Origin of the sequence: Phaeobacter sp. BS52 (assembly GCF_045040595.1) — a bacterium.
Classification (GTDB): domain Bacteria; phylum Pseudomonadota; class Alphaproteobacteria; order Rhodobacterales; family Rhodobacteraceae; genus Phaeobacter; species Phaeobacter piscinae.
The window spans coordinates 1,096,250-1,109,004 of record NZ_CP090662.1; the positions used below are offsets into that span (position 1 = coordinate 1,096,250).

Annotated in this window: 8 protein-coding genes, 1 tRNA gene and 1 pseudogene; 4 read left to right on the top strand and 6 right to left on the bottom strand. The window is 60.2% G+C overall.

Annotated elements, in window-relative coordinates:
* Positions 1-6: 6 nt before the first annotated feature.
* Entirely contained in the window at positions 7-1,260 is a 1,254-nt protein-coding gene (locus L0Z65_RS05385; RefSeq protein WP_405111440.1) for an AGE family epimerase/isomerase, read from the top strand.
* A gap of 80 nt (positions 1,261-1,340) precedes the next feature.
* Here the strand turns inward: L0Z65_RS05385 and L0Z65_RS05390 are convergent.
* A tRNA-Asn gene (locus L0Z65_RS05390) sits at positions 1,341-1,415 on the bottom strand.
* Between the two features lie 453 nt (positions 1,416-1,868).
* On the opposite strand from L0Z65_RS05390, the gene L0Z65_RS05395 reads away from it, so the two are divergent.
* On the top strand, positions 1,869-4,874 hold the full coding sequence (locus L0Z65_RS05395) for a hypothetical protein (protein ID WP_405111443.1): 3,006 nt from the start codon (positions 1,869-1,871) through the stop codon (positions 4,872-4,874).
* 16 nt (positions 4,875-4,890) lie between these two features.
* Here the strand turns inward: L0Z65_RS05395 and L0Z65_RS05400 are convergent, their stop codons facing one another.
* The 5 genes from L0Z65_RS05400 to L0Z65_RS05420 all read right to left on the bottom strand — a co-directional run bounded on the left by L0Z65_RS05400 (position 4,891) and on the right by L0Z65_RS05420 (position 8,854).
* Positions 4,891-5,424 carry a phosphatase PAP2 family protein gene (locus tag L0Z65_RS05400; RefSeq protein WP_405111446.1) on the bottom strand — a complete coding sequence of 178 codons (534 nt, stop codon included), beginning with the start codon at positions 5,422-5,424 and terminating at the stop codon, positions 4,891-4,893.
* A gap of 58 nt (positions 5,425-5,482) precedes the next feature.
* Positions 5,483-6,337: a hypothetical protein gene (locus tag L0Z65_RS05405; protein WP_405111449.1), complete on the bottom strand. Its 855-nt coding sequence runs from the start codon at positions 6,335-6,337 to the stop codon at positions 5,483-5,485.
* Between the two features lie 132 nt (positions 6,338-6,469).
* Positions 6,470-6,721, bottom strand: a complete 252-nt coding sequence (locus tag L0Z65_RS05410) for a hypothetical protein (RefSeq protein WP_405111452.1) — start codon at positions 6,719-6,721, stop codon at positions 6,470-6,472.
* A gap of 16 nt (positions 6,722-6,737) precedes the next feature.
* The gene (locus tag L0Z65_RS05415) at positions 6,738-8,243 is read right to left on the bottom strand and encodes an adenylate/guanylate cyclase domain-containing protein (protein WP_405111455.1); all 1,506 of its coding nucleotides are present in this window, start codon (positions 8,241-8,243) and stop codon (positions 6,738-6,740) included.
* Positions 8,244-8,365: 122 nt separating this feature from the next.
* Positions 8,366-8,854 carry an Lrp/AsnC family transcriptional regulator gene (locus L0Z65_RS05420; protein WP_405111457.1) on the bottom strand — a complete coding sequence of 163 codons (489 nt, stop codon included), beginning with the start codon at positions 8,852-8,854 and terminating at the stop codon, positions 8,366-8,368.
* Positions 8,855-8,948: 94 nt separating this feature from the next.
* On the opposite strand from L0Z65_RS05420, the pseudogene L0Z65_RS05425 reads away from it, so the two are divergent.
* Positions 8,949-10,156 (top strand): annotated as a pseudogene (locus tag L0Z65_RS05425) (methionine gamma-lyase).
* A 116-nt stretch (positions 10,157-10,272) separates the two neighbouring features.
* Positions 10,273-12,684 carry a transketolase-like TK C-terminal-containing protein gene (locus tag L0Z65_RS05430; RefSeq protein ID WP_405111460.1) on the top strand — a complete coding sequence of 804 codons (2,412 nt, stop codon included), beginning with the start codon at positions 10,273-10,275 and terminating at the stop codon, positions 12,682-12,684.
* Positions 12,685-12,755: the final 71 nt, after the last annotated feature.

A 12,755-nucleotide genomic window follows, 5' to 3' on the forward strand; every position in this document is an offset into this window, starting at 1 on the left:
CAGCCGATGAGCACGCAGTCCGCAGTCGGAGATCTTTCCGCGCCCGGTGCTTGGTTGGAGGATGCGGGTCATCGGGCCTATCTGATTGCAGATGCCAGGCGGCAGCTGGATTTCTTCGCAGGTAGTCTGCGGGCAGGGCCGGGGTTTCACACTCTGGATGCTTCAGGGCGGCCCTTGCCGGATGACAAGCAGGAGCTGCACACCACCACACGGTTGGTCCATTCTTACGCGCTGGCGCATATCTGCGGCTACGCCGGTGCCGACCGGATGATTGATCACGGCATCGCCTATCTCAACAATCACCACCGCGATCAGATCCATGGCGGATACCTTTGGGCGCTGTCCGGGGATACGGTCGCGGATGATCGCAAACTGGCCTATGGCCATGTCTTTGTCCTGCTGGCTGCGGCGTCGGCGAAACTGGCCGGGCACCCCGCTGCCGATGCCTTGCTGAGCGATGTGGCGGAGATCTTGGATCAGCGCTTCTGGGAGGCGGAGCCAAAACGGTTAGCCGACGAATGGAACCGCGATTGGACCCCGTTTTCGACCTATCGCGGAATGAACGCCAATATGCACGGGGTGGAAGCGCTGCTGACGGCATATGAGGCCACGGGTGAGACGGTATTTCTGGACCGCGCAGGCCATATCCTCGATTTTTTCGTGGGCGAAGTTGCACCTGCAGAAGGCTGGCGTCTGCCTGAACATTACACTGAGACGTGGCAAATCGACCGCAGCTATGCCGGGGTTCCGATGTTTCGGCCCGCAGGGACCACCCCTGGCCATTCATTTGAGCTGGGGCGGTTGACGTTGCAGCACTGGGATCTGGCAGGGCGGCGGGACACGGGCGCCCCGACACGCGCGCGCACCCTGATTGAACGCGCCCTAGCTGACGCCTGGTTATCTGATGGTGGCTTTGCCTATACGCTTGATTTCGACGGCAAGGTAGCGATGGGCAATCGGTTCTGGTGGCCGGTGACGGAGGCAATCGGTGCCGTTGCCACGCTTGTGAAACTGGACGCCAGAAACGAGGATGAGAATTGGTATCGCCGCCTCTGGGGATTTGCGCAGGCGCATTTCATCGATGAAACCCGCGGCGGCTGGTATCCTGAAATTGATGGGAACGGGCAGGTGACACGGTCGATCTTCACTGGAAAGCCGGACATCTACCACGCGCTACAGGCCTGCCTGCTGCCATTGGGGGCGCTGCCGTTGGGCCATGTGGCCGGGCTGCAGAGACTGCCCGCTCCGCTCTTGTCCTGAGCAGGGCGGCAGATGCATCAATAACACAAGTGCAGAAGCCAAAAGGGCCTAGCGTATATACGCTAAGCCCTTGGAAACTCTGGCTCCGGCGGTAGGGATCGAACCTACGACCAATTGATTAACAGTCAACTGCTCTACCGCTGAGCTACGCCGGAATGTGGGGCTGATATATGGTTTCCGTTCTGGCGCGTCCAGAGAAAAAATGCGCTGGTTTCAAATTTTTTGCCTCCAAAGGACAGATCATTTCTCAAACCGTCAGAGAACCAAAGTAGCCAGCAGGTCGCCGGGCCATCCGTGATGGTTTGGCAGCTTTCGCCGATCACTGGCGGAGTGTGCTGTCAGCCTACTGTTGGCGCTGAAACTATGGTAGGCTCATCCTGAGGTGGGGTCTGCGTTTGCAGCGCATCAGATGCTCGACGTGGCCGACGCCGCAAGTCCAGCAGCGCACCTCCAATGAAATGACGGGATTGAAAAACCGCGTCACTCTTTGCTGAACGGCGGCATATTATGTCGTTGTGTGTCTGCGGAGGGCCGTTCCTGAGGATGTCGGGTGAGCATTATGACACAGACATAGCATGCCCTTCGGCGCATGCACCAAGGGGGATGATATGGCGAAACTGACACATCCTGGCAAATGGCCTCCCACTGACGTTGCTGAAGGCACAACACCGCGGGCTTGGTTGCGATATGAGTGGCAATATCCGGGGTCACGCCGCCCGTCGCGCCTGATATCACATCCGACCGTGCCTTATGTGACGGCTGCGCGTGTGGGCGGTGCTGATGGTGAGATTGATCTGGCGGCGCTAAGCACGGCGGCAGAACATTACCTCAAACAGCTGAAGCACTATGTGAACGCAACGCCGCCGCCGCTGGGTCGGGCGGACCCGATGCTGGATCTGTTGGCCGATGTTGCCGCCAGCGGCAGCCTGCTGCATTGGTGCGATATCTGGCCCAAAATCAACGCTGAGCCGAGCCGTCTTGAGGGGCAGATCGCCAGCTGGAACATGTCGCGCCATCCAAAGAGTGCGATGCCGGGCACCGTTATTCTCGTGGCGACAGAAGGTATTCCTGACCCGATGCACGGGTCTTTTCTGATGCGGTTCCCGTCCGCCGGATTCCGCGTCCCGATTGAGGTGCGCGCCACTGATGATGGCTTTGATCTGATTATCCGTGGCCTGACGGCAGAGTTTCCCGGCGGATCCCACCAAGCGCTGTCATCGCTGTTGGCCGGGCGAACTGATGCGGAAAAACGCATGGTTCTGGGCGGCTTGTCGCGCAGCCTCTCCGGTGTGCCCTTGGGGTTCCAGGCCGGTGTGGCTCCGGCAACACTGGTTGCATCCTCTGAGACGGACACGGGTGACGCGCCTGTTGAGGCTGCAGTCTCAGACGACGCCAGCAGCGCGACGTCGCCACCGCCCTCTGATACATCCTCTGTCCCGCCGACACCTCAAACGGGTGCGCAGCCTGCGGCGCGGTCCTCGGTCTATCGGATGATCACGATGCTGGAGGATGATATTGCCAAACAGGCTGGAGTGGTGCCGAAGTCCCTGCTGTTGCAGGATATCCGGTTTTCGGCGCAGCCTGAGAACGTCACCGACGGGGCCTGGGATGTCACTCTGACCCTGCTGGCGCGCGGGCAGGATACACCGCGCGGCGAACCGGTGAGCTATCGTTTGACCGTTCGGGTGCGTCTCGCGGAGCCGGGCGCAAATGAGGTTGAGTTGCTCTCCGTGACGCGGGTGCCGCTGGTCAGTCATGCGATGGCGGGGACGGGGGCGCTCCCGACGCCGCTGCCTTTTGTGCGGGTGTTTCCAGTGCCGCCGCCTGATTGGCGCGCCTCTATGGCGCGGGTTCCACCGCAACCTGCACCACCGCTCGCATGGCGCCGTCCAACGCGGGTGGACCAGATTTTGGACCTTTTCCGCGACACCCTCGCGATTGGGTTGGGGAGCGGCATGAAGATGCAGCAGCCAGCCTATGAGGTGCGCAACTGCCCGCGGTTTGTGCCTGGCGACGGGGAAGCCCGTTTACCCAAGCCTCTACCGATCACAGGGCTGTCTGACTTGCCGCCGCGCCGCAATATATCCAGTGCGATCAGCGCCTATTGGCACAGCAAAACCTTCTTTGACACGATGCGCGGGCTGGGCCTTGCACCAGAGAGTTACATGGCGACGGCGGAGGGACCGCTGGCCGTGCACTACCGGTCCGGCATCGTGCCGGGGCCGGGCCGGGATGGGCGGACGATCAATGCCCAGGTGCGCTATGAAGTGGCGCCGGATGCCACCCTTCAGAGCAAACCCAGCATTGACATGCATCTGGCGCTGGCCAATCTCAACCGTTGGGCGCGGGTGAAGGCTGGGACGTCGGACAGTCAATTGGAGCCTCTGGGTATGGCCAGCTGCGGGCGCTGGATGATGCATGAATTCGGGCATTATCTTTTGGCGGCCCGGATTGGGCAGCTTGAGTTCGATTTTGCCCATAGTGCAGGGGACTCGCTGGCGGCGGTGTTCTTCGATCCGCTGTCGGATCTGTCCAGCCCGACCTATCCCGGCGACCCGAGGATGCGGGGATGGACGTTTCCCTTTGTCTTTGCGCCACGGCGGCACGACCGGACGCCCGCCATGGGCTGGGGCTGGTATGGGTTGCTGAACCGCTCTGTGATTGAGGATCCACCGGATTCCGGGACCGAGCATAAAGCCTATCTGACCGAGCAGATCCTGTCGTCCACCTGCTTCCTGCTCTATCGATCCTTGGGCGGCGATACGCTTGCCGGTACAGAGGCTGACTGGGCACAGCGCACCCGGGCCTCTGATATGACGCTATATCTGCTGATGCAAGGGATGGCCGGGCTGGCACAATCGCCGTCGCGGGCGGAAATGCTGGAGGTTGGCATGGAGGAGGCAGGCTGGAGCGCCCCGGCCTCCGTATCCTTGCCGAGAGGCGGAGCAGACTGGCAGCCCGCCACCTCTCACAAGGTGACGCGATGGGCCTATGAAACCATGGGCATGTTCCCCTCCGACCCGAGTGAGATTATCAGCAAGGCGGGAGCACCGCCGCTCGTAGATATCTATATTCGCGATCGCCGTCCCGATGTGTTCCCGACCGGGGACGGGCCGGTGAAGGTCGGACCGGGCAGCTATGTGCCCGTCTCGCTTCATTGGGCAGCGGATGCGGATTGGGTGACGCCCGGCTGGCTGCCGAGCTTTGGCAACAGAGGGGCGGTGGCCGCTGGTGGCGCGCGGCTGAGGGCGTGGGTTGGTTGGGTGCTCAATGACAAACCGCTGGCTCAAATTATGGAGCGCAGTGTTGTCTGGAACGGGCAGGTTGATATCGGACCGTTCAATATTGCGCCGGACGCGGCAGACATGACGCTGGTGCAGACTGATCAGCAGCAGATTACACAGCTGACCACGGCGGCACGCGCTGCCGCCCCTGCAGGCACCCAGTTGGTGGTCTTCTATGAGCTGAGCCAGATCAATGACCGTGCCAACACCGACCCTGCCGCTGACTTCACGGTCAAGATTGGCGCAGCGGCGTCACCGCCCAAGAAGGTGCAGGCCCTTGTTGATCTGGTCGCGGGTGACAACAATCTGGGCCTGCATATGGCGTCCTAGGAGGTCTCTGCGATCCTCATGTGATGTCAGCGAAGACCCAGGGTGTCGGCCATTCGGTCTTCGCCTTCTCCAGGATGCGGTGCAGCGTGGGGACCGAGATATGCGCCCATGGGTCGCCGCCTGCCTCTGGGTTCACCGGGGCGCTGTCCATCAGGCAATACCAGATGCCTGCCGCGATGTGGCGTCCAGCGGTCGAGTCGGAGGGGTAGTGCACCCCGATCCGTTCACGGTTCACAGCAATCCGGTTCGCCATGGTCAGCAACGGCGAGGCGATCACATCACTGCCAAGCAGATCATTATAGGTCGGCTTGCGCAGCAAGGTGCCCGCCGGGATTTGCACATCCGTGCCTGAACCATCAGATTTATACCCTTTCACCACCCCAAATCGCTGTGCCACGCCGGGAATTTCCAGCAACAGCAGGGACAGGAAATGCGCCAGAAACGCATGGCCGCTGGGAAAGGCTGGATGGGCGGGTGGCCCAAAGGGCACCGTCAGGCCGGGCCGCAGTATCGAGGGGCGCACCCGTTTGAAATGGGCTTTATAGCTCATATAGGCGACATTGCCGACCGCCAGCCCGAGGTCAATCAGCTTGAGCGTAAACGGATGGTCAAAGCTGTTGGCCCCCAGAAAATGGATCAGATAGGCTTAGCAGGCCATCCGCCTGGATATCGCATTCAACCATATACTGTTGGCGATCATCCTCCATATACATTTTGAGCACTTCCAGCTCAGCGACGATGATATCAAAAGCCGCCTCCGCCGCAGTGCGCGATTGCGCAGCAGTACCGGTTCTGACGTAGTGCCAAAGCCGGTCGTTCTCTGGTACCCAGCGATTGCCGACATGAGCCGGATGCCAATTGGTGAATTGTGACGCAAATTCCAGCGCCGCCATGGTGCCGGGCTCCGATCTGTCCGCAGCACGCAGCCATTCCCCAAGATTGGGATCAAATGGCAGCGCCCAGAACCGCAGAGCGGGATCCCAGTCCTCGGTGATCCATTCCAGCGCCACGGGATAGGCGGCGGTGTCGGTCGGCAGCTGATAGGGGCTGATGATCATCGACAGAGGAAACGGGTCACCGCCATTGTTGTCGGGACTGAAATCCAGCGTCCAGGGCAGCAGCCCCAGTTCCTTTGGCGTGGCGTAGTAGCTGCGCAATGTCCCGATACCGGCATCAGCGCCATTGCCGAGAAGATAGCCGTTATCCTCCAGCCCGAGCCCCAGCCCTGAGCCGAGCCCCAAACCATTCCCAAGTCCAAGACCGGATCCTAGCCCAAGACCAAGGCCGGATCCCAACCCGAGACCCAGCCCCAAGCCCTGACCGGCACCCAGCCCGTTGCCAAGACCGAGGCCATTGCCCAATCCCAGACCATTTCCAAGACCCAGACCATTGCCGAGGCCCAGCCCCAACCCGAGGCCAAGACCGTTCGACGCGCCTTGTGAACTGCCATGTTCCGCCATCATGAATCCCCCTTAAATCGTTGAATACGAGTTAAAAAACGTCCTACGTGGCTGCTGATATCTGGCCTTTGCCGGTCTGCCTCTCTGTTCATTTTGTTCTTGTCGGGTATCCCGATTATGCGCTGTGGCTGCCGTCTATTCCGGCAGTCCTGCGCGTATCAATCCGTCGATCAGACGATCCAGGGCCTCCTTTGATTTCAGCGGGTACCAGGTCGCAAATTTCGAGACCGAGAAGCCGGGATCCAGATCCAGAATTTCCTGCGCAACCTTGCGCGCGTTGTCTGCCTGACCGCTGAGGGCAAAGGATGCCGCAAGCAGACGCAGACTGGCCATGAAGCGGGGCTTGTTGCGGCGGGCGTTCTTCAGAAAACGGATCGCTTCCGGCATGTTTCCGTCAACAAACTCAGCAAGGCTTAGCCGCGGTCAGGAAAAAGAAGCTCAACGGATCGTAGGGTGCCAGCCGCCAGACATTGAGAAGCCTGTCGCGGGCCTCTGCACCGTCGCCGAGATAGGCATATGTCGTCGCACTCAGCCCCCAGGCCAGTGGCAGGTTCATATTGTGCGCCAGCGCATCCTCAAAGAGTTCCAACGCGTCTTCCGGGCTGTTTTCATGCAGGCTCAGCACATGGGCGCGCACCGACAGGGTCAGCGCGTCGTCCGGGTCCAGTTCCACCGCGCGGCGCGAATGGTTGATCATGGTCAGTATGTCGTCACGCGGGTTGTGTGAATGCCCTTCCGCCAAGAAGAAGTTCATACACCATGCAAGATAAGCATGCGCCTGCGGATATTTCGGATCCAGTGACACCGCCCGTTGCAGCAGGGCAATCGCCTCTTCATAGCTGTAGTCGTCCAGCTGATAGAGCCGGGCAAGGGCGCGCAACACACATTTATACGCATCCAGACTATCCGTGCTACGGGCGCTGATATGCTCAGCCTCCGTTGACAGCACCTTTGGTTCCAGCATCGCCAGCACACCGGAGGCGATCTCATCCTGAAAGGCAAACAGCTCCTGCAAATCTCCGCGGTAGGTCTGGGCCCAGATGGCGCGGTTGCGCAGCACATCCATCAACTCGACAAAAATGCGCAGCTGATCGCCGTGCCGGTCGACCGAACCGGTCAATAGATAGGAGACCCCAAGCCCGCGACCAATCTCGGCCGGATTCTCGTTGCTGCCCCGGAATTTAAGCGTCGAGGTGCGCGCCATGACAAACATTGTGCGGCTGCGGGACACGCCTGAGATGATCTCCTCGGTGATGCCGTCGCCGAAGTACTGCTCCTCTGCCTGCGCGCCGCGATCCTGAAAGGGCAGCACCGCCAGTGTTGGGCGGTTTTTCCAATCGGCATGGGGGTGGAGGGGGACGGTGTCACCGCTGCCGTCGCAGACCTGATAGACCTGAACCGGGCGATCAATGTTCTTCAGCAGCGGCGATCCAAGGTCATGAAACCGCAGCGACAGTTTTCCGCGGACGATATCGCGGACCATCTTGGTGACCACCACGGTGCCGGGATCGGCCAGTTGATGAATGCGTGAGGCAATGACAACGCCGTCAGATTGCACAGTGCCATGATCATCGATCACGTCGTCAATATTGACACCGATGCGGATTTTCATCGGGTTGGCCTCGTCATCCTGCTGGCCCAGCCGGTTCTGAACCGCCATCGCCCACTGCACCGCATCCGTGGCGCTTGAGAATTCTACCAGCAGCGCATCTCCGGCATCGGACCGCCGCACGCCGTCGTAACGCTTCAACTCGTCCAGCAGCACTGTATCGCGCAGGTGACACCAACGGCGCACCGTATCCGTTGTGCTGATTTCGATGTGCCGCGTGTAATCGGCCACGTCAGCAAAGGCAAACGCCGTGAGCCGCGTCGAGATCTTGGGTAGAATTGTCGGGATGGGCCCCTGCATGGATGATGTCCTGCCGCCAATAGGGGGGCAGTATATCGAATAGTGTAGAATTATAAAGAATGTAGCGCAGGGGAGGTCGGATCTTTGCCGCCCAACGGCAACTCACCCAACCTGTTGGATGATCAACCTTTCCCGCTCTCAACCTCAGGGTAGACCGCAGTCTTCTTAACGATGCCGTAGACAAAGCTGGTGTCGATGGAGCTGATGCCGCCAATAGGATGCAGACGCGCGCGCACGAAGCGCTCGTAATCTTCCAGATCCGCCACCACCACCCGCAGCAGATAGTCGGCCAGGCCGGTCATGACAAAACACTCCAGCACCTCCGGTGTGTCGCGGATCTGGCGTTCGAAATTGGCCACCACGCTTTCCGTATGGTTCTCAAGGCTGACCCGGACAAAGACCGTGACTGGCAGCCCGTAGACCTTGGCATCGACGTCGATGCTGTAGCCCTGAATGACATTGGTATTTTCCAAAATACGCAATCGGCGCAGGCAGGGCGAGGGGGAGAGATTGACCTCTGCCGCGAGGTCGAGATTCGTCATCCGCCCATTGCGCTGCAGCGCCCGGATAATTCGCCGGTCAGTCACGTCTAATTTGGGTATTTCTGGCATAATATGCCAATCCTTATGCTATTTGAGGGTAAATTAGCAACTAATCGCCCGCGTGGCCATCCTAAGATGCTGGAAACGCAATAGGGTGATTTCCATGACAAAAACCGGTTCCAGCTTCTCCACACGCGCAATCCACCATGGCTATGACACGCAGTCGCAGCAGGGATCGCTGAATCCGCCGCTCTATCTGACGTCGACGTTCACCTTCGATTCCGCCGAGGCCGACGGTGAGATGTTCACCGGCGAACGTGAAGGGCATTTCTACAGCCGGATCTCCAACCCGACTTTGGACCATCTGGAGCAGCGGATTGCCAATCTGGAAGGGGGCGAAGCAGGGCTTGCCACAGCGTCCGGCATGGGTGCGATCACCTCGACGCTGTGGTCGTTCCTTGCAGCGGGTGACGAAATCATTCTCGACAAGACGCTCTATGGCTGCACCTTCTCGTTTATGACCCATGGTCTGCCGCGTTTTGGCGTGAAGGTACGCCTGGTGGATATGACGGATCCGACCAATCTGGCAGAGGCGATCAGCCCGACGACCAAGCTGGTCTATTTTGAGACGCCAAGCAGAATCCCAATAACCGCCTGATCGACATCGCCGCAATTTCCGAGATTGCGCATAAAGCCGGTGCCAAAGTGGTGGTCGACAACACCTTTGCCACGCCGGTCATCACGCGACCGATCGAACTGGGTGCAGATATCGTCGTGCATTCGGCGACCAAATTCATCAGCGGCCACGGCGATGTCATCGCGGGTCTGGTGGTGGGCTCGAAGGAGGATATCACCCAGATCCGTTTGGTCGGGCTGAAGGATATGACCGGTGCGGTGATGTCACCCTTCAGCGCAATGCTGCTGATGCGCGGACTTAAGACGCTGGAACTGCGCATGGAGCGCCATTGCAAATCCGCATTGAAGGTCGCCGAGGCGCTGCAATCGCACCCTGCGGTGGAGCGGGTCTATTATCCGGGCCTTGACGATTTTGCCCAAGGTGATCTGGCGCGACGGCAGATGTCGGGCTTTGGTGGCATGATCCCGTTTGAGGTGGTCGGCGGCAAGGCGGGCGGTATCGCCATGATGAACCGGCTTGAGATGGTCCAGCGCGCGGTCTCGCTAGGCGATGCCGAAACCCTGATCCAACACCCGGCCAGCATGACTCATTCGACCTATACCCCTGAGGAACGCGCCGAACATGGGATCGCTGAAGGTCTGGTACGGATGTCAGTAGGGCTTGAAGGTGTCGACGATATCATCGACGATCTGATGCAGGCGCTGTCCTCGCATAACGCCTACGCCGCTGCCTGATTTTCGGCTGTGCACGGGCGCGCTCCCTTTAGCCGCCTGATGTAACTGCTGCGCTCTTCAGGTCGCCCCTGTAAAAGGCCCCCTCCGCACTCCGGCGGGAGGGGTAGCTTCGACTTATGCCAACGAGTTTGATCATGACCCCGACATCCGCCGTGCCGACATCCTCTCCTGAAATGCTCAAGACGATTGAGCAGCGGCTGCTATGGCTGTCACATTGGATGATCCACAACGCCAACCACCTGCGCGCCAAGGAAGATGGCATCAAGATCGGGGGTCATCAGGCCAGCTCTGCCTCCATGGTGTCGATCATGACCGCGCTCTATTTCAGCGCGCTGCGGCCTGAGGATCGGGTGGCGGTAAAACCCCATGCCTCTCCCATCTTTCATGCGATCCAGTATCTGATGGGCAACCAGACCCGCGAGAAGATGGAGAATTTCCGCGGCTTTGGCGGCGTGCAAAGCTATCCGAGCCGGACCAAGGATATTGATGACGTGGATTTCTCCACCGGATCCGTGGGTCTTGGCGTGGCGATCACCTCCTTTGCGTCCATGGTTCAGGACTATATCACCGCGAAATCCTGGGGCGCAGACGCGCCGCAGGGGCGCATGGTGGCGCTGGTCGGCGACGCTGAGCTGGATGAGGGCAATGTGTACGAATGCCTTCAGGAAGGCTGGAAAAACGATCTGCGCAACACCTGGTGGATCATTGATTATAACCGCCAGTCCCTTGACGGGATTGTGCGCGAAGGATTGTTCCAGCGGATCGAGAAGATCTTTGACGCCTTTGGCTGGGATGTGGTGAAGGTAAAATATGGCGCCCTGCAGCGCGCCGCGTTTGAGGAGCCGGGCGGCGACAAGCTGCGTCAGTGGATTGATGATTGCCCCAACCAGACCTATTCGGCGCTGACCTTCATGGGCGGAGCGGTCTGGCGCCAGCATCTGATGGAGGATCTGGGCGATCAGGGGGATGTGACCGCGCTGATCGACCGGCGTTCGGATGCGGAGCTGGCGGCGCTGATGGAAAACCTCGGCGGCAATTGCGTGGCCACCATGGCCGAGACCTTTGCCGCCATCGACCATGACCGCCCGGTCTGTTTCCTGGCCTATACGGTGAAGGGGTGGGGCACGCCCATCGCGGGTCACAAGGACAACCACGGCGGCCTGATGAACAAGACCCAGATGGCGGAATGGCAGCGCTATATGGGCGTCGCTGAGGGCGAGGAATGGGAGCCGTTTGCAACGGTCAAAGATGCCGCTGCGCTGCAAGGGCTTCTGGATCAGGCCCCGTTTTTTGCCAAGGGCGCGCGGCGTTATCATGACGCGCGCTTACCTGTGCCGACGGTGGAGGTGAAGACCGACCGCGAGATGTCGACACAGATGGGATTTGGCAAGATTCTTGATGACCTCTCCAAAGGCGACAGCGATCTGGCGACGCGGATTGTCACCATGTCTCCGGACGTGACCGGCACCACCAACCTTGGTCCTTGGGTGAACCGGCGCAAGCTGTTTGCCCGCACGGCCCAGGCGGATGCGTTCATTGAGCATAAGATCCCGTCGACCGCCAAATGGGAGTTTACACCGGACGGCCAGCACATAGAGCTGGGCATCGCGGAGATGAACCTGTTCCTGCTGCTGGGGGCTGCGGGCCTGTCTCAATCGCTGTTTGGCAAGCGGCTGATCCCGATTGGCACCGTCTATGACCCCTTCGTCGCGCGTGGCCTCGATGCGCTGAACTATGCCTGCTACCAGGATGCCCGTTTCATGATCGTAGGCACGCCATCTGGGGTGACATTGGCCCCGGAAGGGGGCGCGCATCAATCCATCGGCTCGCCACTGATCGGGATGAGCCAGGACGGGCTGGCTGCGTTTGAACCTGCCTTCGTGGATGAGCTGGCGGTGATTATGGAATGGGCGTTTGATTATGTGCAGCGCGACGGCGAGGGTGACCCGGATGAGCGCACATGGCTGCGTGATGAGACCGGCGGATCGGTCTATCTGCGGCTGACCACCAACCCGATTGAACAGCCCGGCAAACGTGGTGACGATGATTTCCGGCAGGGGGCCATTGATGGTGCTTACTGGCTGAAAAAGCCGGGGCCGAACTGTGATGTGGTGATCGCCTATCAGGGGGCCGTCGCGCCGGAAGCCATCAAAGCCGCTGCCGCCATTGGCGAAGGTCGCCGGGACGTGGGCGTGCTGGCCGTCACCTCAGCCGACCGGTTGAATGCGGGCTGGACCGCAGCGCAGCGGGCGCGGGCACGTGGCTTGCCGCAGGCGCAAAGCCATATCGAGACCTTGCTCGCCCAGCTGCCCAACCATTGCAAGCTGATCACGGTGATTGACGGGCATCCCGCAACCCTGAGCTGGCTGGGGAGCGTTCAGGGGCATCAGTCTATTCCGCTTGGCGTCGAGCATTTTGGTCAAACCGGGACCATCGGCGATCTCTACCGTCACTTCGGCATCGACGCGCAAGCCATCACCGCAGCCGCAGACGGGTTGACGGCAGGGCGACGGCTGAAGGTGGTCTGACATCGGCCCCTTCGCGAGGCGGGTCAAAGACTACAGATGTAGAACAAGAATAAGGCGCGGTCACCTGCGCC